The sequence below is a fragment of the Gluconacetobacter takamatsuzukensis genome, from assembly GCF_014174275.1.
GTDB classification, from domain to species: Bacteria; Pseudomonadota; Alphaproteobacteria; order Acetobacterales; family Acetobacteraceae; genus Gluconacetobacter; species Gluconacetobacter takamatsuzukensis.
This window is the reverse complement of record NZ_JABEQK010000003.1, coordinates 32,661-56,970: the sequence shown is the minus strand read 5'-3', so window position 1 is coordinate 56,970 and position 24,310 is coordinate 32,661. Positions and strand designations below refer to the sequence as shown.

Annotated in this window: 23 protein-coding genes; 14 read left to right on the top strand and 9 right to left on the bottom strand. The window is 67.8% G+C overall.

The window, feature by feature from the left end:
- The first annotated feature begins 95 nt into the window (after positions 1-95).
- The gene (locus HLH27_RS04700) at positions 96-569 is read left to right on the top strand and encodes a DUF3429 domain-containing protein (RefSeq protein WP_182948260.1); all 474 of its coding nucleotides are present in this window, start codon (positions 96-98) and stop codon (positions 567-569) included.
- Between the two features lie 224 nt (positions 570-793).
- On the opposite strand, the gene kdsA is transcribed toward HLH27_RS04700, so the two are convergent.
- From kdsA to tpiA, 4 genes are all read right to left on the bottom strand, one after another.
- Positions 794-1,624, bottom strand: a complete 831-nt coding sequence (gene kdsA / locus HLH27_RS04695) for a 3-deoxy-8-phosphooctulonate synthase (protein ID WP_182948258.1) — start codon at positions 1,622-1,624, stop codon at positions 794-796.
- The gene (locus HLH27_RS04690; protein WP_182948257.1) at positions 1,621-3,252 is read right to left on the bottom strand and encodes a CTP synthase; all 1,632 of its coding nucleotides are present in this window, start codon (positions 3,250-3,252) and stop codon (positions 1,621-1,623) included. Before HLH27_RS04690 ends, kdsA begins: the two co-directional genes overlap by 4 nt.
- 104 nt (positions 3,253-3,356) lie before the next feature.
- Positions 3,357-3,695 carry a preprotein translocase subunit SecG gene (gene secG, locus HLH27_RS04685; protein ID WP_182948256.1) on the bottom strand — a complete coding sequence of 113 codons (339 nt, stop codon included), beginning with the start codon at positions 3,693-3,695 and terminating at the stop codon, positions 3,357-3,359.
- Positions 3,696-3,737: 42 nt separating this feature from the next.
- Complete coding sequence (gene tpiA / locus HLH27_RS04680; protein WP_182948255.1) at positions 3,738-4,493, bottom strand: triose-phosphate isomerase; 756 nt, start codon at positions 4,491-4,493, stop codon at positions 3,738-3,740.
- A gap of 224 nt (positions 4,494-4,717) precedes the next feature.
- On the opposite strand from tpiA, the gene HLH27_RS04675 reads away from it, so the two are divergent.
- From HLH27_RS04675 to moaC, 6 genes are all read left to right on the top strand, one after another.
- On the top strand, positions 4,718-6,646 hold the full coding sequence (locus HLH27_RS04675; RefSeq protein WP_182948254.1) for a peptidylprolyl isomerase: 1,929 nt from the start codon (positions 4,718-4,720) through the stop codon (positions 6,644-6,646).
- Positions 6,647-6,717: 71 nt separating this feature from the next.
- Positions 6,718-8,211 (top strand): anthranilate synthase component I, encoded by a 1,494-nt coding sequence (trpE, locus tag HLH27_RS04670; protein WP_182948753.1) that lies wholly within the window; start codon positions 6,718-6,720, stop codon positions 8,209-8,211.
- 155 nt (positions 8,212-8,366) lie between these two features.
- Positions 8,367-8,963, top strand: coding sequence for an anthranilate synthase component II (locus tag HLH27_RS04665; RefSeq protein ID WP_182948253.1), 597 nt, complete (start codon positions 8,367-8,369; stop codon positions 8,961-8,963).
- A gap of 6 nt (positions 8,964-8,969) precedes the next feature.
- Entirely contained in the window at positions 8,970-10,085 is a 1,116-nt protein-coding gene (gene trpD / locus HLH27_RS04660; RefSeq protein ID WP_182948252.1) for an anthranilate phosphoribosyltransferase, read from the top strand.
- Between the two features lie 2 nt (positions 10,086-10,087).
- Entirely contained in the window at positions 10,088-10,948 is an 861-nt protein-coding gene (gene trpC, locus HLH27_RS04655; RefSeq protein ID WP_182948250.1) for an indole-3-glycerol phosphate synthase TrpC, read from the top strand.
- 3 nt (positions 10,949-10,951) lie between these two features.
- Positions 10,952-11,464, top strand: coding sequence for a cyclic pyranopterin monophosphate synthase MoaC (gene moaC / locus HLH27_RS04650; protein ID WP_182948249.1), 513 nt, complete (start codon positions 10,952-10,954; stop codon positions 11,462-11,464).
- Here the strand turns inward: moaC and HLH27_RS04645 are convergent.
- Positions 11,443-12,861 (bottom strand): short-chain fatty acyl-CoA regulator family protein, encoded by a 1,419-nt coding sequence (locus tag HLH27_RS04645; protein WP_182948247.1) that lies wholly within the window; start codon positions 12,859-12,861, stop codon positions 11,443-11,445. The genes moaC and HLH27_RS04645 overlap by 22 nt on opposite strands.
- Positions 12,862-13,135: 274 nt before the next feature.
- On the opposite strand from HLH27_RS04645, the gene pdhA reads away from it, so the two are divergent.
- From pdhA to HLH27_RS04610, 7 genes are all read left to right on the top strand, one after another.
- Positions 13,136-14,161 carry a pyruvate dehydrogenase (acetyl-transferring) E1 component subunit alpha gene (gene pdhA, locus HLH27_RS04640; protein WP_182948245.1) on the top strand — a complete coding sequence of 342 codons (1,026 nt, stop codon included), beginning with the start codon at positions 13,136-13,138 and terminating at the stop codon, positions 14,159-14,161.
- A gap of 3 nt (positions 14,162-14,164) precedes the next feature.
- Positions 14,165-15,505: a pyruvate dehydrogenase complex E1 component subunit beta gene (locus tag HLH27_RS04635; protein WP_182948243.1), complete on the top strand. Its 1,341-nt coding sequence runs from the start codon at positions 14,165-14,167 to the stop codon at positions 15,503-15,505.
- A 12-nt stretch (positions 15,506-15,517) separates the two neighbouring features.
- Positions 15,518-16,783, top strand: coding sequence for a pyruvate dehydrogenase complex dihydrolipoamide acetyltransferase (locus tag HLH27_RS04630; protein ID WP_182948241.1), 1,266 nt, complete (start codon positions 15,518-15,520; stop codon positions 16,781-16,783).
- Positions 16,784-16,886: 103 nt separating this feature from the next.
- Complete coding sequence (gene lpdA, locus HLH27_RS04625) at positions 16,887-18,296, top strand: dihydrolipoyl dehydrogenase (RefSeq protein ID WP_182948239.1); 1,410 nt, start codon at positions 16,887-16,889, stop codon at positions 18,294-18,296.
- A gap of 127 nt (positions 18,297-18,423) precedes the next feature.
- Positions 18,424-19,413 (top strand): lipoyl synthase, encoded by a 990-nt coding sequence (gene lipA, locus HLH27_RS04620; RefSeq protein ID WP_182948237.1) that lies wholly within the window; start codon positions 18,424-18,426, stop codon positions 19,411-19,413.
- Positions 19,413-19,907, top strand: a complete 495-nt coding sequence (locus HLH27_RS04615; protein ID WP_182948235.1) for a type II toxin-antitoxin system RatA family toxin — start codon at positions 19,413-19,415, stop codon at positions 19,905-19,907. The genes lipA and HLH27_RS04615 overlap by 1 nt, the downstream gene beginning before the upstream one ends.
- Before the next feature lie 100 nt (positions 19,908-20,007).
- Positions 20,008-20,391 carry a hypothetical protein gene (locus HLH27_RS04610; protein WP_246375528.1) on the top strand — a complete coding sequence of 128 codons (384 nt, stop codon included), beginning with the start codon at positions 20,008-20,010 and terminating at the stop codon, positions 20,389-20,391.
- Positions 20,392-20,452: 61 nt separating this feature from the next.
- Here the strand turns inward: HLH27_RS04610 and HLH27_RS04605 are convergent, their stop codons facing one another.
- The 4 genes from HLH27_RS04605 to HLH27_RS04590 are packed head-to-tail and all read right to left on the bottom strand — an operon-like array spanning position 20,453 to position 24,097.
- Complete coding sequence (locus tag HLH27_RS04605) at positions 20,453-20,950, bottom strand: CinA family protein (RefSeq protein WP_182948752.1); 498 nt, start codon at positions 20,948-20,950, stop codon at positions 20,453-20,455.
- Between the two features lie 27 nt (positions 20,951-20,977).
- The gene (locus tag HLH27_RS04600) at positions 20,978-21,457 is read right to left on the bottom strand and encodes a phosphatidylglycerophosphatase A family protein (RefSeq protein WP_182948232.1); all 480 of its coding nucleotides are present in this window, start codon (positions 21,455-21,457) and stop codon (positions 20,978-20,980) included.
- The gene (locus tag HLH27_RS04595) at positions 21,454-23,520 is read right to left on the bottom strand and encodes a lytic transglycosylase domain-containing protein (RefSeq protein ID WP_246375482.1); all 2,067 of its coding nucleotides are present in this window, start codon (positions 23,518-23,520) and stop codon (positions 21,454-21,456) included. Before HLH27_RS04595 ends, HLH27_RS04600 begins: the two co-directional genes overlap by 4 nt.
- Positions 23,507-24,097, bottom strand: coding sequence for a YjbE family putative metal transport protein (locus HLH27_RS04590; RefSeq protein ID WP_182948750.1), 591 nt, complete (start codon positions 24,095-24,097; stop codon positions 23,507-23,509). The genes HLH27_RS04595 and HLH27_RS04590 overlap by 14 nt, the downstream gene beginning before the upstream one ends.
- Positions 24,098-24,310 lie beyond the last annotated feature (213 nt).

Below are 24,310 nucleotides of genomic sequence, written 5' to 3'. Positions count from 1 at the left end.
CCGACATGCCAGGCAAAATTCTCCTGCCGCCTGTGATCGGTATCATGGGCAGGCGGCGAGCCAAGCGATAATAGCAGGGCAGGAGGAAGATGAACATGAAACGCCTGCCCCTTCCAACGGTTCTGATGGGAATTGTCAGCCCGGTTCCGGCCGTCATCTTGGCGGTGGGGGGCCTGTTTTCCTCCGCCGCCGTGCCGGGCATGACCATGGGCCTGGTGGAATATGCCGCCCTGCTGCTGGCCTTCAGCGGCGCCGTCCATTGGGGGCTGGCGCTGGACCGGCCGACGCTGATCACGGGCGGCCGCCTCGACGCGCGGCGCGACAACCGGCGATTGATGATCGGCGCCCTGCCGCTGCCGGTCGGCTGGCTGGCCTGCCACATGACCTTCCTCGGCCATGTCCCGGTCGGGCTGGCCATCCTGCTGGCGGGCTTCTTCGGGCTGTTCCTGGCGGAGCGCGCGGCATGGCGCAGGGGTGAACTGCCCTCGGGCTATCTGGCCCTGCGGCTGTGGCTGACCGCGATCTTCATGGCCTGCCTGGGGCTGGCGCTGCTCGTAAGTCTCGCCTGAGAAGCTGTTTGCAAAGTCACCCCGCCGGCGATCCAGCGTGCATTTTCTGCGCTTCGGTGCTTACGGCCAACAAGGCCGCTCCGCTCCGATGCTCAAAAATACACGCCGCGCGTGCTGCTGCGCGGCACTCTCGCTCGGCGGGCCGACTTTTCAAACAGATTCTGAGTCTCTGAGGCTGTTTTGAAAAGCCAATCCGCCGCCAGCGCGGCCTTTCAGACAGCCTGTCAGAGGTCCTTGGTCAGGCAGTCGTATCGGGACAGCCGCTCGACCAGCGATTTCATCTCGTGGATCGGGATCATGTTCGGGCCGTCGCTGGGGGCGTGGTCCGGGTCCTGATGCGTCTCGATGAAGACGGCCGCCACCCCGATCGCCAGCGCCGCGCGGGCCAGGACGGGGGCATATTCGCGCTGCCCGCCCGACGACCCGCCCAGGCCGCCCGGCTGCTGGACCGAATGGGTGGCGTCATACACCACCGGGTAGCCGGTCCCGGCCATGATCGGCAGGCCGCGCATGTCGTTGACCAGTGTGTTGTAGCCGAAACTGGTGCCGCGCTCGCACAGCATGATCCGCTCGTTGCCGGTCGAGGCGATCTTGGCCGCGACATTCTGCATGTCCCACGGCGCCAGGAACTGCCCCTTCTTGACGTTGATGGCGGCCCCGGTCTCGCCCGCCGCCAGCAGCAGGTCGGTCTGGCGGCACAGAAAGGCCGGGATCTGCAACACGTCGACGGCCTCGGCCACCGCCGCGCATTGTTCGGCCGCATGCACGTCGGTCAGCACCGGCACGCCGAAGCGCTCGCGCACCCGGGCCAGGATTTCCAGCCCTTTCGCCATGCCGACGCCGCGCGCCGCACCGATGCTGGTGCGGTTCGCCTTGTCGAACGAGCTTTTATAGATCAGCCCGACCCCGGTCTCGCGCGCGATCGTCCACAGCGCCTCGGCCATTTCCATAGTGTGGGCTTCGGATTCGATCTGGCACGGGCCGGCGATCAGGACGAAGGGCTGGTCGTTGCCCACCGTCAGGTCCCCGATCGTGATCGGACGGGGCGCGGTCATACCAGGCGCATCTTCTTCACGGCCGCGCCGACGAAGCCGGAGAACAGCGGGTGCGGATCGAACGGCTTGGAGAGCAGCTCGGGATGATACTGCACGCCGATGAACCAGGGATGATCGGGATATTCGACCACTTCCGGCAGGATATCGTCAGGCGACATGCCCGAGAATCGCATGCCGGTCTGCTCCAGCTTCTCGCGGTAATGAACGTTGACTTCGTAGCGATGGCGATGCCGCTCGCGGATGTCGGTCCGGCCATAGATCTCGGCCACCCGCGATCCTTCGGCCAGCTTGGCGGGGTAGGCGCCTAGGCGCATCGTCCCGCCCATCTCTCCGCCTTCGCGCCGGCGCAGCAATTCGTTGCCGCGGGCCCATTCGGTCATCAGGCCGACCAGCGGCTCGTTGGTCGGGCCGAACTCGGTGGAGGAGGCATCGGGCAGGCCGGCGAGGTTGCGGGCGCACTCGATGACCGCCATCTGCATGCCGAAGCAGATGCCCAGGAACGGGATGTTATGCTCGCGCGCGAATCGGACGGCCTGGATCTTGCCCTCCGCGCCGCGCTCGCCGAATCCGCCAGGCACCAGAATCGCGTGCACATTGTGCAGGGCTTCCAGCGCGTCTTCCGATTTCTCGAACGTCTCGGCCTCGACCCAGTCCAGCTTGACCCGCACCCGGTTGGCGATACCGCCGTGCAGCAGGGCCTCGATCAGCGATTTATAGGCGTCGAGCAGGGCGGTATATTTGCCCACGACCGCAATGCGGACCTCACCCTCGGGGTGGCGAATCGCATCCAGCGTCCGGTGCCAGCGCGACAGGTCGGGCTCCTGGTCGAAGGGCAGGCCGAAATGGCGCAGGACTTCGGTATCCATGCCTTCCGCATGGTACGAAATCGGGCAGGCATAGATCGTGTCGACATCCAGCGCCGCGATCACGGCTTCCGGGCGCACATTGCAGAAATTGGCGATCTTGCGCCGTTCGGTATCGGGGATCGGCCGGTCCGACCGGCACAGCAGCATCTGGGGCTGGATGCCGACATTCTGCAATTCCTTGACGGAATGCTGGGTCGGCTTCGTCTTGAGCTCGCCGGCCGAGGGAATCCACGGCAGCAGGGTCAGGTGGACGAACATCGTCTGCCCGGTGCCCAGGTCATTGCGCAGCTGGCGAATGGCCTCGAGGAAGGGCAGGCTTTCGATATCGCCCACCGTGCCGCCGATTTCCACCAGCACGAAATCCAGGTCCTCGGTCCCCGCGACCACGGCTTCCTTGATGGCATCCGTGATGTGGGGAATGACCTGCACCGTGGCGCCCAGATAATCGCCGCGTCGCTCGCGCGCGATCACGTCCGAATAGATCTGGCCGGTGGTGGCGTTGTCGGCCCGGGTGGCATGGACGCCCGTAAAGCGTTCGTAATGCCCGAGGTCGAGATCGGTCTCCGCGCCGTCATCGGTCACGAAGACTTCGCCGTGCTGATACGGGCTCATGGTGCCCGGATCGACATTGAGATAGGGGTCGAGCTTGCGTAGCCGGACCCGGTAACCGCGCGCCTGCAGCAGCGCCGCGAGGGCTGCAGAGGCAATGCCTTTACCGAGAGAGGAGACCACGCCGCCAGTGATGAATACAAACCGCGTCATGGATGGCCTCCCTACACCGTTTCGACCTGCCGGGCAAAGCGAATAACCGTCGCCTCTGCCCGATAAAAAAAGGCTGCCTTCCGTGGGGAAGGCAGCCCGATCCGTCAGTGGGTGGCCGTGGGCGCCGCGGGCGGAGCCGGGGGCAGGGCCGGGGCGGAGGTAGCGGCCGCGGGCGCCGGCGGCTGGGCCAGGATGTCATGGCCGCCGCCCGTCGAGGCCCCCCGGTTCAGCACCGCCAGGGTCAGCGACAGCAGCATGAAGATGCCCGCCAGGATCGAGGTGGTACGCGTCAGCAGGTTGGCCGTGCCGCGCCCGGACATGAAGCTGCCCATGCCCTGGCTGCTGCCGATTCCCAGGCCGCCGCCCTCGCTGCGCTGGATCAGGACGGTTCCGATCAGGGCCAGGGTGACGAACAGGTGCAGAAAAAGCAGAAGGGTGATCATTCTCGACTTCCGATAGGGCGGCGCAGACCGACCGTTTACAGATCAATGGCGGCGCGGACAATCGGCGGCGGCGCGGACAATCGGCAGAAACGCATCGGCCTTCAGGCTGGCGCCGCCCACCAGCGCGCCGCCGACCTCCGCGATCGGCAGGATGGTCGGGGCCTCGCGCCCGCTGACCGACCCGCCATAGAGAATGCGCATGGTCTTTCCCGTCTCGCCGAACTGGCGTGTCAGCTCGGCGCGGATGAAGCCCATCATGTCCGCGATGTCCTGCGGCGAGGCCGGCACGCCCGAGCCGATGGCCCAGACCGGCTCGTAGGCCACGACGCCGCTGAAATTGTCGGGCAGCGAGCCCTTGATCTGCCAGCCGACGACGTCCTGATATTCGCCGGCGGCCCGCTGGTCGGCGCTTTCGCCGATGCAGACGATCGGCGTCAGGCCGGCTTCCATCGCCGCCACGGCCTTCTCGCGCACCGTCTCGTCCAGTTCGCCATGTTCCCGCCGCCGCTCGGAATGGCCAAGGATCACATATTCCACGCCCAGCTCGGCCAGCATGGCGGCCGAGATGTCGCCGGTATGCGCGCCCGACGGCGCCTGGTGGCAATCCTGGGCGCCCAGCGCGATGCCGGTCCCTTTCAGCAGGGGGGCCAAGGCCGCCAGCTGGGTAAAGGGCGGGCAGACCACGACCGGCGGCGGGTTGGCAATGGCTTTCAGGCCCTGCGCAAGCGCGCTCACCAGCTCCCGCGAGGGGGCGCTCAGCCCGTTCATCTTCCAGTTGCCGACGATCATCTGCCTCATGTGGCTTGATCCCTTGATTTATCGTTTGGGGCCGCTGTGCAGCCCGGTTGCCGATACCGTACACCATGCGCGCCGTGCCAGCACAATGGCCACGCGCCAACGCGGCACCCGCGCACAGGGTTCTGGTCAATCGCGGGGCGTATCCTTATGGTGCCCCGCCGAATAAGGCGGCCGTCGGGCCGCCATAGTCGCTTGTGCCGCCTTCGTCCGGAATATTGTCGTTCATGATCTCCTTCCTGCGTCACGCCTTAGTCGATTCCTGGCTGGGCCGCGTCATTGCCGGCCTGCTGTTCCTTGCCTTCGTCGGCTGGGGTGTGGGCGATGTCCTGTCGAATATCGGCAGCGAGCGCGCCGATGTCATCGTGCGGGTGGGCGGCCAGACCGTCACCACCAACGATTTCCTCTCGGCGGTGCAGAACGAATTGCAGCAGGTCGCCCGCCAGGCGGGCATGAGCGACCCGTCGCAGCTGCCGGTCGCAACCCGCCGCCAGGCGGCGGAGCAGGTCTTGCAGCGGCTGCTGATGCAATCCGAGATCACGCTGTCGGCGGACCGGCTGGGCGTGACCGTTCCCGACGCCGCGGTGCGTGAGGAAGTGTTCGGCCTACCCGCCTTCAAAGGGCCGGACGGACGATTCGACCGCAAGCTGTTCGATTCGCGCCTGCAGCAGATCGGCATGACCGAAGCGCGCCTGCTGGAGCTGATCCGCGCCGACCTGGCCGTCCGCGCGCTGATCGAGCCGATCCAGAACGGTGCCCGCGCGCCGGAGACCATGGTCCGCCAGGCGTTCGATTTCGATGCGCAGACCCGGACCATCGACCTGGTGCGCCTGCCGCTGACCGCCCAGGCGGCGCCGGTGCCCGACGCGGCGCAGCTCCGCCGCTTCTACGACAATCATCCCTGGCTGTTCCAGACGCCGGAGTTCCGTCATGCGCGCGTCGTGGTGCTGTCGCCCGACAGCGTGGCCCAGTCGATCGAGATCCCCGATGCCGAGCTGAAGAAGCTGTATGACGCCCAGGCCTCGAAATACCATGTGCCCGAGACCCGCAGCGTGCAGATCGTGACGGCCCCCAGCCAGACCCGCGCGCAGGCCATCGCCGACCAGTGGAAGGCCGGTGCCGATTGGGCCCGCATCCAGGCCGATGCCAAGGATGCCGCCACGGTGCAGATGGACAATGTCCGCCAGACGGGCATTCCTTCCGTGGGGCTGGCGAATCTGGTCTTCGCCGCTCCGCCGTCCGACCTCCAGGGGCCGGTGCAGGTCGATACCGGCTGGGTCGTCTTCAAGGTCACGCAGGTCACACCGCCGCACGATACCCCGTTCGACGCCGCCCGGCAGGAACTGCGCGAACAGATGGCGCGCGGCCAGGCCGTGGAGCTGATCGGCCAGCGCGTGCAGAAGCTCCAGGACGCCATCGCCGGCGGCGGCCTGGACCATATTCCCGACAATCTGGGGGCGGCGGCCATCGCCGGCTCGCTGAACGCACGCGGCATGACCCAGGGGGGCGAGGCCGCGCCGATCCCGGCCTCGCCGGCCCTGCGCCAGACGATCATCGACAAGGTCTTCAGCCAGGCGAAAGACGCCAGCCCCACTCTGGTCCAGGGGCCGGAGAATGGCTGGTTCGCGGTCGCGGTCGACAGCATCACGCCCGCCCAGCTCCAGCCCTTCGATGCCGCCGCCGCGCAGGTGCGCGCGGCGTGGGACGAGGAGGCCAGGCGCCATGCGGCCAATGTCGCGGCCACCGCGCTGTACCTGGCCGCCAGGGCGCATGGCGGCGTCTCGGCCGCCGCCGGGGGCCAGCAGGTCGAGCATCCGGCGCCTCTGGAGCGCGGGCGGGCGGTCGAGGGCGTGCCCGACGAACTGGCGCGCCTGGTCTTCCGCTTCGACAAGGCCGGGCAGACCGTCATGCTCGACGGGGCCGACGGCTTCTATGTGGCGACGCTGACTGCGATCACGCATCCCGACCCCGGCACGCAGGCGATGCGCGTCGGCCGCATCCGCTCCGGCCTGTCGCAGGCGCTGGCTGATGATATCGGGATGACCTATGCCGCCGCCCTGCAGCAGGTGGTCAAGCCCAAGACCAATATGGGCGCCCTGAAATCGGCCCTGTCCTCGGTCACCGGGGCGGGCAGCGCCGGAGAGACCAGCCCGTGACGACCATCGTTCAGACCATTCCCGCCGCGCCGACCCTTGCGGAACGCGACGCGGCGCTGTCCGCCCTGCGTATGGGAGAGGGCAGCGTGGTCTGGAGCGTGGAGGCCGCCGACCTGCTGACGCCGGTCTCGGCCTATATGCGCCTCTCCCGCCTCGCCGGCGCCACCGATACCAGCCCGGCGCGAAATGCCTTCCTGCTGGAAAGCGTCGAAGGCGGGGTGGCGCGTGGCCGATACTCGGTGATCGGCCTGCTGCCGGACCTGGTCTGGCGCTGCCATGGCGGAAAGGCCGCGATCAACAGCGCGCCCGACCGCGATCCGGACGGCTTCGCCCCGGTCGCGGAGGCGCCGCTGGATTCGCTGCGCGCGATCATCCGCGACAGCCGGATGACCCTGCCAGCAGGACTGCCGCCGATGACGGCCGGCCTGTTCGGCTATCTGGGATACGACATGGTACGGCAGATGGAGCATCTGCCCCACAGCCCGCCCGACGATCTGGACCTGCCCGAGGGGGTGATGACCCGCCCCGGCCTGTTCGCCATCTTCGACACGGTACGCGACGAGCTGATCCTGGCCGCACCTGTGCGGCCCAGCGCCGACCGCGCGCCCGAGCAGGTGTGGCAGGCGGCGGAAGACCTGATCGCGCTGGCACGAAGGACGCTGTCCGAGCCACTGGCGCTGCACGAGATCCGGCCGGACTATACCGGCCCGCTGGAGCCCGCGCGCTCGAATTTCACCCGCGAGGCGTTCTGCGCCATGGTCCGGCGCATCCAGGACTATATCGCGGCCGGCGACGCCTTTCAGGTCGTGCCCAGCCAGCGTTTCTCGACCCCGTTCACCCTGCCGCCGCTGGCACTGTACCGGTCGCTGCGCCGCATCAATCCGGCGCCGTTCCTGTTCCACCTGGCCTTCGACGGGTTCACCCTCGTCGGCTCCTCGCCCGAGATCCTGGTGCGCCTGCGCGACGGGCGGATGACGGTGCGCCCCCTGGCCGGCACGCGGCCTCGCGGCCGCACGGCGGAGGAGGACCTGGCGCTGGAGCAGGACCTGCTGGCCGACCCCAAGGAACTGGCCGAACACCTGATGCTGATCGACCTGGGCCGCAACGATGTCGGCCGGGTCTGTGCGGTCGGCAGCGTGAAGGTCACCGAGAAATTCGTGATCGAGCGCTTCAGTCACGTCATGCATATCTCGTCGAATGTCGAAGGCGTATTGCGACCGGGGCTGGAGGCGCTGGATGCGCTGATCGCGGGCTTCCCGGCCGGCACGCTGACCGGCGCGCCGAAGATCCGGGCGATGGAGATCATCGACGAGGTCGAGCCGACCCGGCGCGCCACCTATGCCGGCTGCATCGGCTATTTCGGCGCGAATGGCGAGATGGACACCTGCATCGGCCTGCGCATGGCCGTGGTCAAGGACGGGCAGATGCACGTTCAGGCCGGGTGCGGCGTGGTGGCCGACAGCGTGCCCGATGCGGAATACGAGGAAACGCAGCACAAGGCCCGCGCGCTGTTCCGTGCGGCCGAAGCGGCGGTACGCTTTGCGCGCGGAGGCAACGCCGACTGACGGCATCGTGATCGCGCCAATCGCGCCGATCATAAAATTACACGATCTTTCCTGTTTTTTGTAACAAACGACCCAATTTCAGACGGTATGTATTATTTCGATGAAATTCTGAACTGTTGTTTGACCGGGGTGGAACAGAAGGCCATCATGTCGCCATGATCCTGCTGATCGATAATTACGACAGTTTCACCTTCAATCTCGTCCATTATCTGGGCGATCTGGGGGAGGAATGCGACGTACGGCGCAACGATGCGCTGACGGTCGACGCGGCGATGGCGCTGAAGCCGGAGGCGATCGTGCTGTCGCCCGGTCCGCGCTCGCCCACCGAGGCCGGGATCTGCTGCGACCTGATCCGCCGCGCGGCCGGGCATGTGCCGATTTTCGGGGTCTGCCTGGGCCACCAGGCCATCGGCCAGGTCTTCGGCGGCACCGTGGTGCGGGCGCCGGTGCCCATGCACGGCAAGGTCAGCCCGGTCTTTCATGACGGCAGCGGCGTGTTCGAGGGGCTGCCCAGCCCCTTCCAGGCGACCCGCTATCACAGCCTGACGGTCGATCCCGCCACCCTGCCGCCCGACCTGGTGCCCGTCGCGCATACCGAAGACGGCGTCATCATGGGGCTTCGCCATCGCGTCCTGCCGATATTCGGGGTCCAGTTTCATCCGGAGAGCATCGCGTCGGAACACGGGCACGCCATCCTGGCCAATTTCCTGGCGATCGCGCGCGGCCTCAATACGCCGCGAAAGGCGGCCTGACCGCCGATGGATGGCACGCCGTCCCTGCCTGTCGCCCCGACCGACGCCTTTCGGGCCATCCTGAGCCGCCTGGCGGGTGGCGAGACCCTGAACGAGGCCGATGCCGAACATGCTTTCGGCCTGATCATGGATGGCGGCATTCCCGACATGCTGATCGCGGCGTTCCTGATGGCGCTGCGGGTGCGGGGTGAGCAGCGGGCCGAACTGCTGGGCGCCGTGCGGGCCGTGCGGTCGCGCATGCGGCGGGTGGCCCCCGTGCCGGCGGGCACCATCGATGTGTGTGGAACCGGCGGCGACGGGCTGGGCACGCTGAATATCTCGACCGCCGTTGCCTTCGTACTGGCGGCGCTGGGCGTGCCGGTGGCCAAGCATGGCAACAAGGCCCTGTCGTCGCGCTCGGGCGCGACCGACGTGCTGGGCGCGCTGGGTGTGCTGATGTCGGACGACCCGGCCGTGATCGCGGCGCGGGTGAATGACGGGGGGCTGGCCTTCATGGCGGCGCCGTCGCACCATCCGGCCATGCGCTTTGCCGCACCCGCGCGCTCGGCGCTGGGGGTGCGGACGCTGTTCAACCTCATCGGCCCCCTGTGCAATCCGGCAGGCGTCACGCGCCAGCTGGTCGGGGTGTTCGATCCGTCCTGGCTGCGCCCGGTGGTCGAGACGTTGCAGCTTCTGGGGTCGGAGCGCGCCTGGGCCGTTCACGGCACATGCGGGGCGGGGCAGGGCGTGGACGAGCTGACGCTGGCCGGCCCCACTGCAATCGTGGCGTTGCAGGACGGCGTCCTGTATGATTTCACGCTGGAACCCGCCGATGCCGGCCTGCGCCCGGCACCGATTTCGGCGATTACGGGCGGCGGACCGGTGGAAAACGCCGCCGCGCTGGAGGCTCTGCTGGCTGGTGCCCACGGGGCCTATCGGGACACCGTTCTGTTGAACACGGCCGCCGCGCTGCACGTCGCGGGCCGTGGAGACATTCTGAAAGAGGGGAAAGTGCAGCCCGCATCGTTGCGGGCATTGGTCGCCGACGCGGCCCGTGTTCTGGATGACGGGTCTGCACTGGCTGTCTTGAAATCCGCGCGCGACGGCAGGCCGTCCGCGCGGGACGAATTCATACAGGGTTGATCATGAACGATACCGCGACGAATCCCGCTCAGAACGAGTGCGGCACCGCCTCGGACCCGGATGGGCTTCCGGATGTCCTTGCGCGCATCTGCGCCCGGACCAGGGTCGATGTCGCGCAGCGGGCCACCGTTACCCCCCTGAAGGAAATCACGGCCCGGGCCCGGGAAGTCACCACGCCGACCCGCGGTTTCGGCCAGGCGCTGAAGCAGCGGACGGCGGACCGCCAGATCGGGCTGATCGCGGAAATCAAGAAGGCATCGCCCTCGGCGGGCATCCTGCGCCCCGACTACGACCCCGCCGGCATCGCCGCCGAATATGAAAAAGCGGGTGCGGCCTGTATCTCGGTCCTGACCGAGGGATCGTGCTTCCATGGCTGTGCGGAAGACCTCCAGCGGGCACGCGACGCCTGCGCGTTGCCGATCCTGCGCAAGGATTTCATCCTCGATCCGTGGCAGGTGCATGAAAGCCGCATCATCGGCGCGGACTGCATCCTGCTGATCCTGGCGGCCCTGACCGACAGCGAGGCGGCGGAACTGCTGGATATCGCACGCGGGCTGGACATGGACGTCCTGGTCGAGGTGCATGACGAGGCCGAACTGAACCGCGCCCTGGCGCTGGACACGTCGCTGATCGGGATCAATAACCGTAATCTCAAGACGTTGAAGACCAATCTTGAGACGACGATCCAGCTTGCCCCGCTGGTTCCGCCCGACCGGATCGTGGTTTCGGAAAGCGGTATCCGCACCCACGACGATGTCGTGCGGCTCAGCAATGTGGGCGCCAGCGGCTTCCTGGTCGGCGAAACGCTGCTGCGCCACCCGTCGCCGGGCGAGGCGGCCCGCATCCTGCTGGGCGGTGCCTGAGCCATGCCGGTTGCGGGCGGCCTGACCCATCTCGACGCCAATGGCCACGCCGTGATGGTGGATGTGGCCGACAAGCCCGCGACCGTGCGGCAGGCCGTCGCGCGGGGGCAGGTGACGATGCGGCCCGAAACGCTGGGCCTGATCCTGTCGGGCGGCATGAAGAAGGGCGATGTGCTGGCCGTGGCCCGCATCGCGGGCATCATGGCCGCCAAGAAGACCGCGGACCTGATCCCGCTCTGCCACCCGCTGGCGCTGAGTTCGGTTCGCGTGGACCTGGCGCCTTCGCAGGATGGCAGCGGGATCGAGATCGAGGCCAGTGTCGGCACCACCGGCCCGACCGGGGTGGAGATGGAGGCCCTGACGGCGGTCAGCGTCTGTGCCCTGACCCTGTACGACATGTGCAAGGCGGTGGATCGGGACATGACCATCGGGAATGTCCGCCTGATTGCCAAATCCGGCGGACGCTCCGGGCTCTATCAGCGAGACGTAGCGGCTCAGGCACCTGCCGCCGGCTGAAAGAAGAAACCGCTCTGCGGCATCGCGCGATGCTCGCAATCGGCGCGCACGCATGACCGGCAGCCGGGGCCGATCGAGATGAATGTGCGCGGATCGTGCAGGTTCAGCATCGACGAATAGACGACCTCGTCGGCATGGGCGACGGAGCAGCCCAGCACGATGGCGCGTTTCGGCTGACGGTCGAAGAATGACAGCGGGTGAGGGACGACGGCCCGCGCCACGCTGATGAACAGGCCGCCTTCCGTATCCTGCGAAATCTGGATGATCAGCTTCCCGGCGGCCGAAAAGCTTTCGAAGACGTTCCAGCGCGGGCACAGCGCGCCGAAGCGGGCGCGGCTGAAGCGGTTGGCGCTATAGCTTTTCAGCACGTTGCCCGCCACATCCGCCTTGATGAAATAGAACGGCACCCCTTCCGCGCCCGGCCGCTGGAGAGAAGAGAGCCGCTGGCACACCTGCTCGTAACTGGCCGAGAAGGTCGTTTGCAGGCGATCGAGATCGTGCTTGAACGCCTTGGCTTTCGCCGCAAACAATTCGTACGGCATGATCAGCCCGCCCGCGAAATAATTGGCCATTGCGGCGCGGGCGATCGAACGCGTGTTTCCGTCGGACAGGAGCGGGTGACGGGCTGCCTCGTCGATCAGCGTGGCATATCCCAGATGGGCGACCAGCCGCGCCATGCAGAATGTCCGGGTCGGGCCGGGCAGGCCGGGCAGGAAGCGCGCCACTTTTTCGACGCTGTCGAAGTGGCACGGGCTGGTATTGGGAATGACGGATTCGGCGGCCGTGGTGGAAACCGTGACGCCGAAGCGGTCGCGAAGATGACGCTCCAGCCCCGTGCCGATCGTATCCGTATCCAGCCGCGCGGTTTCGTACAGTTGCTCGGCCGCGCGATCCAGCGTGTCGAAATAATTCCGTTCCGCCTGCACCCAGTCGCCGACGATCTCGTAGGCAGATGAGAGTTTGGACCACGCGGAAGCGCGCTCGGCCTCGGTCCGCTTGTCGGGCTGGCTCTCGCTGCCCTGTTCGTGCATGGCCCTGACCGACCGATAGAGTTCCAGAAACATCTTCACGAAAGCAGGATTATCGCGGATGGCCCCCTGGATCTCCCGCTCCGGCAGCGCGGAGCGGAACATCGGGTCGCTCGATGCCTCCCGCAGAAGCCGGAGCATCCGGATCTCGCCGTCATCGCCGAAATAGCTCGGGGCGACGGAAAACATGTCGCACAGCGTCACCAGCAGCCGCGTCGGGACCGGCTTGGCGTTATTTTCGATCTGGTTGAGGTAGCTTGCGGAAATGCCCAGCCGCTGGGCCATCATCCTCTGCGAAATCGCATTCGCGATCCGCAATGCACGCACGCGGTTGCCACAGAACATCTTTCGGCCGCTGGTGTCGCTCACGTTCACTCCGTTTACCAAATTCGTTCGGTTTGTTTCCGAGCTTACACCTCTTTCGGCCTTTGAGGACGGCTCTCCGCACGGTAAAAAATAGCGAACGTCGTAAATCTGCCGTTGGATTCCGACAGTGCTGTCGCATGTCGGCTGAATGGGCGGGACAGCTTTCCCCGTCCATCAACACGGCAAATTGAGTGAACATCATCAGGCCGGAGCGCCAGAGGGCAGGGATCTCATTCCTCTCCGACGCCGCGGTGCGCGAAAAAAAAGGGGACAAACCATGGGCGATAAAAAAACGTCCGGCACCGGCGCGGGCGTTTCCAACCCCGACCGGACCAATGCGACCTTCACCACGGACGAGCTGAAGCACGCTTTCTACGACATGGTGCTGATCCGCCGGTTCGAGGAGCGCGCGGGCCAGCTGTACGGCATGGGCCTGATCGGCGGGTTCTGCCACCTGTATATCGGCCAGGAGGCCGTGGTCGTCGGCATCCAGATGGAGCTGAAGCAGGGCGACAAGCTAATCACCTCCTATCGCGACCATGGGCAGATGCTGGCCGCCGGCATGGACCCGCGCGGCGTGATGGCCGAACTGACGGGGCGCGAAGGCGGCTATTCGCGCGGCAAGGGCGGCTCGATGCACATGTTCTCGCGCGAGAAGCATTTCTACGGCGGCCACGGGATCGTCGGCGCGCAGGTCGCGCTGGGGATCGGCCTGGCCTTCGCGAACAAATATCGCGGCACCGACGAGGTCTCGATCGCCTATTTCGGCGAGGGCGCATCCAACCAGGGCCAGGTCTACGAGAGCTTCAACCTCGCGGCCCTGCACAAGCTGCCCTGCGTGTTCGTGATCGAGAACAATCATTACGGCATGGGCACCAGCGTCGAGCGCTCCTCGGCGTCCAAGCAATTGTGGCGCAACGGCGAACCCTGGGGGATTCCGGGGCGCAAGGTCGACGGCATGGATGTCGAGGCCGTGCGCCTGGCGGCGCAGGAGGCGATTGCCTATTGCCGCGAAGGCAAGGGGCCGTTCCTGCTGGAAATGGAGACCTACCGCTATCGCGGCCATTCCATGTCCGACCCCGCGAAATACCGTCCGCGCAGTGAGGTGGACGAGATGCGCAAGAACCACGACCCGATCGACCGGGTGCGTCGTGACTTGCTGTCGAGCGGCGTCGACGAAGCAGAACTGAAGGCGATCGAGGACAAGGTGAAGGCAATTGTGGTGGATGCGGCCGATTTCGCACAGAGCAGCCCTGAACCCGATCCGTCCGAATTGTGGACAGACGTGCTGGTGGAAGGCTGAACGATGAGCACCCAGATCCTGATGCCCGCCCTGTCGCCGACCATGACCGAGGGCAAGCTGGCCCGCTGGCTGAAGACCCCCGGCGACCATATCGCCGCCGGCGACGTGATCGCCGAGATCGAGACCGACAAGGCGACGATGGAAGTCGAAGCCGTCGACGAGGGCACGCTGGCCGACATCCTGGTGCCGGAAGGCACCGAGCATGTCGCGGTGAACACCCCGATCGCGAACCTGCAATCGGACGGCGCGGCTGCCGCCCCGGCGGCGGCAAAGGCCGAAGCTCCGGCTCCCGCGCCGGCCGCACAGGCTGCCCCCGCCAAGGCCGCGCCGCCGGCCCCCACGGTCGCGCCCGAAAAGGAATGGGGCGAGACGGTCGAGATCACGGTCCGCGAGGCCCTGCGCGACGCCATGGCCGCCGAGCTGCGGCGGGACGAGGACGTGTTCCTGATCGGCGAGGAAGTCGCGCAGTACCAGGGGGCCTACAAGGTCTCGCAGGGGCTGCTGGACGAATTCGGCGAGAAGCGCGTGATCGACACGCCGATCACCGAACACGGCTTTACCGGCATGGCGGTCGGTGCCGCGCTGACGGGGCTGAAGCCGATCGTGGAATTCATGACCATGAATTTCGCGATGCAGGCGATCGACCACATCATCAACTCGGCGGCCAAGACGCGCTACATGTCGGGCGGCCAGATTTCCTGCCCGATCGTCTTCCGCGGCCCCAACGGCGCCGCCGCCCGCGTGGGCGCCCAGCATTCGCAATGCTATGCCAGCTGGTACGGCCATGTGCCGGGCCTGAAGGTGGTGGCCCCCTGGTCGTCGGCCGACGCCAAGGGCCTGCTGCGGGCCGCGATCCGCGACCCGAACCCGGTGATCGTGCTGGAAAACGAGATCCTGTACGGCCACAAATTCCCGTGCCCGATCGACGACGATTTCATCCTGCCGATCGGCCGGGCGAAGATCGAGCGCGAGGGCACCGACGTGACCATCGTCGCCTTCTCGATCATGGTCGGCACGGCGCTGGAAGCCGCCGCGATCCTGGCGGAGCAGGGGATTTCGGCCGAGGTGATCAACCTGCGGACCATCCGCCCGCTGGATACCGAGACGATCGTGGCCAGCGTCAAGAAGACCAGTCGCCTGGTCTGTGTCGAGGAAGGCTGGCCCTTCGCCGGCATCGGCGCGGAAGTGGCGATGCAGGTGATCGAACATGCGTTCGACTATCTCGACGCTCCGCCGGCGCGTGTCGCCGGGGCCGACGTGCCGATGCCCTTCGCCGCCAATCTGGAAAAGCTGGCCCTCCCGAACCCGACCTGGGTGGTGGATGCGGTCCGCAAGCTGGTCTGAGGAACACGCGCAATGTCCGTGAACATCCTGATGCCGGCTTTGTCGCCGACCATGACCGAGGGCAAGCTGGCCCGCTGGCTGAAGAAGGAAGGCGAGGCCATCGCCTCGGGCGACGTGATCGCCGAGATCGAGACCGACAAGGCGACGATGGAGGTCGAAGCCGTCGATGAGGGAACGCTGGGGCGGATCCTGGTCGAGGCCGGGACCGAAGGCGTGAAGGTCAACGCACCGATCGCCATCCTGGTGGCGGAAGGCGAGGCCGTGCCCGATGCGGCGCAGGCCGCCGCCGCACCCAAGGCGGCGGCCCCTGCGCCGACTGTGGGTGCCGCAGGTGCGACGCCCACAGTCATCGCGCCGGCCCCCGTTGCCGAGGTTGCGCCGAAGGCAGGGCGCGTCTTCGCCTCGCCGCTCGCCCGACGCATCGCCGCTCAGAAGGGTATCGATCTGGGCCAGGTGAAGGGCAGCGGCCCGAACGGGCGGATCGTGCGACGCGATGTCGAGGCGGCCGTGGCCGTGCCGGCACCGGCCGCAGCGTCCACCACCCCCAAGGCGGCGCCGCCTCCCGCACCCGTGATCGACGTGCCGCATACCGCGGTGCCGAACTCGACGGTGCGCAAGGTCATCGCGCGCCGGCTGACCGAGGCGAAATCGACCATCCCGCATTTCTACGTCGCCATGGATGTGGAACTGGATGCGCTGCTGGCCCTGCGCGCGCAGCTTAACGCGTCCTCGCCGGCCGAAGGGCCGGGCGCGTTCAAGCTGTCGGTCAACGACCTGCTGATCAAGGCCGTCGCCGTCACGCTGCGGCGCGTCCCCAAGGTCAACGCGTCCTACACCGAGGATGCGACCATCCTGTACGACGATGTCGATATCTCGGTCGCGGTGTCGGTGCCGGATGGGCTGATCACCCCGATCATCCGCAATGCCGACCGCAAGTCGCTGAGCCAGATCAGCAACGAGGCGAAGGAACTGATTGCCCGCGCCCGTGCCGGCAAGCTGAAGCCGCAGGAATTCCAGGGCGGCTCGTTCTCGATCTCGAACATGGGCATGTACGGGGTCAAGGAGTTCTCGGCCATCATCAACCCGCCGCAGGCCGCCATCCTGGCCATCGCGGCGGGCGAGAAGCGGGCGGTCGTGAAGGGCGATGCCCTGGCCATAGCGACCGTCATGACGGTGACGCTGTCGGTCGATCATCGCGTGGTCGACGGCGCGCTGGCGGCCGAATGGGTCGCCGCCTTCCGCTCGGTGGTCGAATCGCCGCTCAGCCTCGTCGTCTGAACCGCCGTGGCCCGGCATGTCCGGGCCACGGAACTTTTTCTGAACCGGCATCCTCGCGCGACCGCCCTTGTCCGGCCGCCCTCCGCTCCGGGAACGTACATCAATGAACAAGACAGAATTCGATCTCGTCGTCGTCGGCGGCGGTCCCGGCGGGTATGTCGCCGCGATCCGCGCCGCCCAGCTCGGGCTCCAGACCGCCGTGGTCGAGGCCAATCACCTGGGCGGTATCTGCCTCAACTGGGGCTGCATCCCGACCAAGGCGCTGCTGCGTGCGTCCGAGATCAATCACCTGCTGCATCATCTGGGCGAATTCGGCTTCGCGGCCGACAATGTGCGCTTCGACCTGCAGAAAGTGGTCAAGCGCTCGCGCCAGGTCGCCGGCCAGCTTTCCTCCGGCGTCGGGCACCTGCTGAAAAAGAACAAGGTCACGGTCTTCGACGGGTTCGGGGCGCTGGCGGGCAAGGACGGCAGCCGCCGCCTGCTGTCCGTCACCAAGGACGGCAAGCCGGTGGCGACGCTGAGCGCGAAGAACCTCATCCTGGCGACCGGCGCGCGCGCCCGCGTGCTGCCGGGGCTGGAGCCCGACGGCAAGCTGATCTGGTCCTATCGCGAGGCGATGGTGCCGACCGAACTGCCCAAGAGGCTGCTGGTGATCGGTTCCGGCGCGATCGGCATCGAATTCGCCTCGTTCTATCGCAACATGGGCGCCGAGGTGACGGTCGTCGAAGTGCTGGACCGCATCCTGCCGGTCGAGGACGAGGAGATCGGCGCGCTGGCGCACAAGGCGTTCGTCAAGCAGGGCATGACCATCCTCACGGGTGCGAAGATCGGCCCCATCACCAAGGGCGCGGACAATGTCAGCCTGTCGGTCGAAGCCGGCGGCAAGACGCACGCCCTGACCGTGGACCGCGTGATCTCGGCCGTGGGCATCGTGGGCAATGTCGAGAAGCTGGGGCTGGAGGGCACCGCCGTCACCGTCGATCGGACGCATGTGAAGGTCGACGCGAAATGCTTCACCGGCGAGCCGGGCGTCTACGCCATCGGCGACCTGGCCGGCCCGCCCTGGCTGGCGCACAAGGCAAGCCATGAGGGCGTGATGTGCGTCGAGGCGATCGCGGGGCGGCATGTCCACCCGATCGACCCGCTGAACATTCCCGGCTGCACCTATTGCCGGCCGCAGATCGCCTCGGTCGGCATGACCGAGGCCCGGGCGAAGGAAGCCGGGCACAAGGTGCGTGTCGGCCGCTTCCCGTTCATCGGCAACGGCAAGGCCATTGCGATGGGCGAGCCCGAGGGGCTGGTCAAGACGGTGTTCGACGCCGAAACCGGCGAGCTGCTGGGCGCGCACATGATCGGTGCCGAGGTGACGGAAATGATCCAGGGCTACGTCATCGCCCGGACGTCGGAACTGACCGAGGCGGAACTGAAGGAAACCGTCTTCCCGCATCCCACCATTTCCGAGGCGATGCACGAGGCCGTTCTGGCGGCCTATGACGGCGCATTGCATATCTGAATGGAGGGGCCGGGAGACTGCTCCTGAGCTTTTGATCGCCGGGGCGCGGGCAGGGGGGATGTTTGCTTGACGCGCCCCCCGCGACGTTCCACTTCTGGCTGTCCGTTTGCTTTATGGGTTCTGCCTTATGTCCACGCGTCTGGTGATCGACCACAGAAAAGGCGGTGCGCTGCTCCGCCACCCCGAGAAGGCGCATCGCCCGGACAATCCCATCGCCCGCAAGCCGGACTGGATCCGCGTCAAGGCGCCGAACCACCCCGTCTATCACGAGACCCGCGCCCTGATGCGCGAGCAGAAGCTGGTGACGGTGTGCGAGGAAGCGGCCTGCCCGAATATCGGCGAATGCTGGTCGCAGCGTCACGCCACCATGATGATCATGGGCGAGATCTGCACCCGCGCCTGTTCCTTCTGCAACGTCACCACCGGCATGCCCCATGCACTGGATGACGGCGAGCCGGAGCGCGTGGGCGAGGCCGTGGCCAAGCTCGGCCTGCGCCATGTCGTCATCACCTCGGTCGACCGCGACGACCTGCCCGATGGCGGGGCCGCGCATTTCGCCCGCGTCATCGGCGCGGTGCGCGCGGCGTCGCCCAGCACCACGATCGAGATCCTGACCCCGGATTTCCTGCGCAAGCCGGCAGCCCTGGAAGTGGTCGTGGCGGCGCGCCCCGACGTGTTCAACCATAATCTGGAGACCGTGCCGCGGCTCTATACCTCCATCCGCCCCGGCGCGCGCTATTACCAGTCGCTGCGGCTGCTGGATGACGTAAAGCGCCACGATCCGTCGATCTTCACCAAATCCGGCCTGATGGTCGGGCTGGGCGAGGAACGGCCCGAGATCCTGCAGGTGATGGACGATCTGCGGGTGGCCGATGTCGATTTCATCACGCTGGGCCAGTATCTTCAGCCGACGGTGAAACATGCGGCGGTGAAGCATTTCGTCACACCGGACGAATTCGCCGATTATGCCGCGATGGCGCGGGCCAAGGGCTTCCTGCAGGTCAGCGCCTCGCCGCTGACCCGTTCCTCCTACCATGCCGATTCCGACTTCGCGGAGCTGCGCGCGGCGCGCGAGGCGAAGCTGGCAGCCGTGCGGAGCGGGGCGGAGAGCGTCTGATGCCGACGCATGCGGAACGTCGCCTGATTGCCTATGCGCCCGAGCAATTGTTCGACCTGGTGGCGGACGTCGCCAAATATCCGCAATTCCTGCCCTGGTGCGCCGCCGCCCGCGTGCGCACCCGCACCGCGACTGAACTGGTTGCGGACCTGACCATCGGCTTCGGCCCGTTCCGCGAGACCTTTACCAGCCGGGTGGACCTCGAACATCCCACCCGCATCCGCGTCCGCTATGAAAGAGGGCCGTTCCGCTACCTGAACAATGTCTGGACCTTCGCGCCGGACCCGCGCGGCTGCCAGGTCGATTTCTTCGTCGATTTCGAATTCCGCTCGCGCCTGCTCCAGGCCGCGATCGGGGTGGTGTTCAACGAGGCCGTACGTCTGATGGTCTCGGCCTTCATCCGCCGCGCGCGCGACATCTACGGCCCGCCGGTGACCGACAAGACATTGGCGCAGCCCACGAATGCGCAGCCGGCCGGAACCGGAGGCGCCTGAAGGACGTTGGGATTACGCAAGGTCAATGACGGCCCCGCGCCGTCATGACGCCGCGTGCCCTGATGCGGGCGCGTTCCAACCCCTTGGAGGAACGATCGTGATGAAATTGTCTTTCGGCCCGATGATTGTCGCCGCAGCCCTGGTTGTCGGCACGCCGGTCCTCGCGGACCCGGATCACCACCACCATCATCATCACCATAAAGACCATGGCAAGGAGCATCAGGAATCGGCCACGGGCTCGCCCACGACCGAAGACCTGAACGCCAAGAGCCTCGCCACCGCCCGCGCCGGCAATCCGCCGCAGCCCGAGGCGGCCGTCCCGCCCGGTACGGTCCCGTCCGGCGTCGTTCCCCCGGGCACCATGCCGAACACGCCCACGATGTCGGCACCGACCGAACCCACGGCGACAGTTCCGGCGGGCACCGGCACCGTGGCGCCGCCGGCACCGCCCGCGCCTTCGATGCCGGAGAGTTCGCCGCAGTAAAGCCGGCACGCCGCACATCGGAACAGCCTCTCCGGCCCGACCGTCTTGGCCGGAGAGGTTTCTATGTCGCCTCCGTCAGCCCCGCCAGCAGGTCCAGCGCCTGCGCCACCGCCTGCCGGCGGACGGCTTCCCGATCGCCATCGAAATGGCGCGATATCGTGCTGCCTTCGCCATCGCGCCGGATGGCCCCGAACCATACCAGCCCGACCGGCTTTTCCGCCGAGCCGCCGCCCGGCCCAGCGATGCCGGTGATGGAGACCGCCAGATCGGCCTCCGGCGCATGGGCCAGCGCCCCCCGCGCCATCGATGCCGCGACTTCGGCGCTGACCGCCCCGTGGCGGGCCAGCAGGGCCGCCGGCACGCCCAGCAGCGCGGTCTTCATCCCGTTGGAATAGGTGACGAATCCGCCCTCGACCATGTCGGACGATCCGGCATGATGCGTCAGCGCGGCGGCCACCAGCCCGCCGGTGCAGCTTTCGGCGGTGACGGCCCGCAATCCCGCGCCGCGCATCCGCTCCAGCACCTCGGCCGCCTGGGCCAGCACGGTTTCGTTCAGCATGGACGTCATGGGCACCCCGCGATGATGTCAGGCCAGCACGATCAGCATCCGCGCGGCCGTCAGGATCGCCGCGGCGATCAGTCCGGCCACGATATCGTCGCCCATGATCCCCACCGCGTCATGCCGCCGGTCGAACCAGCCGACGGGGCCGGGCTTGGTAATGTCGAACAGCCGGAACAGCGCAAAGGCCAGCAGCAGCCACAGGATGCCGATCCGGTCGGGCCATAGCGGGTCTACCTGCATGGGGCCGAACGTCAGGGGGAACATCGCGATCCACATGCCCGCGACCTCGTCGATCACGATCCACTGATGGTCCTCGCCGCCGCTGACCCGCGCCGTGGCCACGTATCCGACACCACAGCACAGCAGGATGGCAGCCCCGAGCACAAGCGGATGGGGCAGGAACAGCAGGCCGCAGACCAGGGCCGCCAGCGATCCGACAGTCCCGGGTGCGACGGGCGAAAAGCCGCAGCCGCCGAAACTGGCGACAAGGCGGGCAGGGGTCATGGCGGCGCCTCCGATCGGGGTCCGGAGGCCAGAGCCTGGTAGATGGCCAGGTTTTCCTCCACGCGCTGGATATAGCTGCGGGTTTCGGCAAACGGAATGCTCTCGATCCAGTCGAGCATGGCAGTGGGCGTGGGGTCGGCATGCGCCGGGTCGCCGACCGAGGCCAGCCATTGGTCGGCCCGGTGCGGCCCCGCATTATAGGCCGCCAGCACATAGGGAATCGCCCCGTCGAACTTGCGCATCAGCCGCGACAGATAGGCGGTGCCGATTCGCATGTTCAGGGTCGGGTCCGTCAGGCTGGCGCCGGTCAGCGTGCCGGTCGCCAGCCCCGCCCACCGCGACACGTCCCGCGCCGCCCCGGGCAAAAGCTGCATCAGCCCATAGGCCCCGGCCGCACTGACGATGCCGGGGTCGAAGCTGCTCTCCTGCCGGATCACGGCCATGACGAAGCCCGGGGGCAATCCCTGCTCGCTGGCCGGGAAGGGCGTCGGCCAGCCCAGCGGAAGCAGCGCGATGCCGTCGCGGCCCGCGCGGCGGGTGATCGCCACCGCCACGTCGGGCATCCCAAGCCGCACCGCGAGCATCGCGGCCAGCGCATGGCCGGCGGCATCGTCGCGGCGCGAATCCTGCATCAGCACGAAATCGCGCGCACGGGGCAGGTCGCCCCGCGCGGCCAGCAGCCGGGCGGCCTGCACCAGGTCGCTGGCCTCGAACCGGCTCATATCGTCATGGCTCCAGGCCGGCATGGGCACGCTGCCCAGCCGGTCGCGGACCAGCGCGCCGGAACGCTCGGGAAACAGCAGCGGGCTGGCCGAATCCCCATCCAGCCGCGACAGCGCCATCTGGCCGTAGAAGGTGCCGGGCATGGCGGCGGCCTGTTGCCATTGCGCGCGGGCACCGGAATCGTCGCCGGCTTCCTCCAGCGCGCGGCCGGTCCAGTACAGGCCCCGGCTGCGCGTGATCAGGGCGCGCGAGGCACAGAGGGGGCGGAAGCGCCCGGCGGCGGATTTGGGGTCATGCAGGCGACGCAGCAGGATCCAGCCGGCCAGGAAGTCGGCTTCGTTCCGGGCGGCCGGGCTCATGTCGCCGGTCGTGCCGGTCAGGGCCAGCGCGTCGCGGTCGCGGCCGGCCAGCAGCATGTCGTGCGCCAGCGTGTCGCGCTCGCTCCAGAAGGCAGGGATGGGCAGGCGCCGTTCGGCGGCCAGCCCCGATTGCGCCCACAGGGCAGCCGCGGCGTCGAACTGCTCCGTCCGCCGCAGCCAGCGCAGCCGGTCCAGCACCAGGATCGGGTCGTCGGCCAGGGCGGGCGGCACGCTCGCCAGAGCGGACAATCCGGCATCGGCCCCGGAATCGGGCCGGGCCGCGCGCAGGGCCAGCCGGGCCAGCGCCAGGGCCCGACGCGCCGGGGGCAACCGCCCGGCCTGCCGGCGCGCGGCGTCCGTGTGGCCGTCCAGTTCCTGGCGGTTGAACCGCCGCCATTGGTCGTCGGCCGTCAGCCCGGCCGCGAAGGCCGCCAGAAACGCATCCTCATCGGGCGCCCGGTCGATCCCCGCCACCCAGGCCTGCCGGGCGCGCGCCACCAGGTCGGGCGGCGGGGCCGGCAGGCGGGCACAGGCCAGCAGCGCGGGGGCGGCAGTGAGCGAAAGCGTGACGCAGGCCTGGGCCAGACCGGTATCGTCGGCGGGCGCCTGGGCCATCAGGTCCTGGACCCGGGCCAGCATCGCCGGGCGGCGCGGCCATGCCGGCTGCTGGTCGAGGAAGGTCAGATAGTCCCCGATGCTCCCGCTCTCGGGCGAGAGCAGCCGCAGATAGGTCTCCACCCGCGCCGCCACGGCGCCCGAAGCCGGGGACAAACGGGGCGCGGCGGCGATGTCGCCGGCAATATCCCGGGCGACGGCGGGCGGCGACACGCACGCAAGCGCCGCCAGCACCACCGCACCCGCCATGCGTCCCCCGGGGCGCGACAGGGCGCGACGCGGGGCGGTGGGACGGGCGGGTGGCGGCATGGCGGGCCTCGATGTCAGCAGGCGCGGCGGGCGGGGCGCGCCATCATGCCACGACATGCCAGATTTCGCCGCCGCCCTTGACGATCAGCTCGATCGCCACGGCCAGCACGATCAGCAGCCCGACCCAGGCAATCCAGCGAAACCGCTCCAGCAGCCGTGCGATAAACGAGGCCGCGACGGCCATCATCAGGACCGAAACCGCCAGGCCCGAGATCAGCACCCAGATATGCTCGCCCGCTGCCCCGGCGACCGCCAGCACATTGTCCAGGCTCATCGACAGATCGGCGACGATGATGCGGACGATGGCGGCGCGCAGCGCGCCGGGCGGCGCCTCGCCCGACGCGACGGGCGCCTCCTGGTGGCGCAGTTCGCGGAACATGCGCCAGCACACCCACAGCAGCAGGATGCCGCCGGCCAGGGTCAGGCCGATGATGGCCAGCAGCTGGACGGCGACGATCGCCAGCCCGACGCGAATCAGCGCGGCCGCCGCAACACCGGCCAGGATGGCACGCCCCCGCAACGGGTGGGGCAGGCCGCGCACGGCCAGGCCGATCACCACGGCATTGTCGCCGGCCAGGGTCAGATCGATCAGAATGACCTGCAACAGCGAGGCCAGTGCGGATAGGGTGAGGATGGTCGCGCTCCCGATGGCAATGTCCGTCGGCCCGCCCTGTGGGCCGATACCGCGCGATGTTGATCATTCCCGCCGCAACCGGGCAAGGGGCCTGCCGCTTTCGAAGGAAGACGCGGCGCGGGAAATCGGCTAAAGGGGCAGCCCCGTCCCCGGAGCAGATCGTCATCGACCCGGGATTGCCGCATGACGCGACGATGCCGCCGACCGGCATCC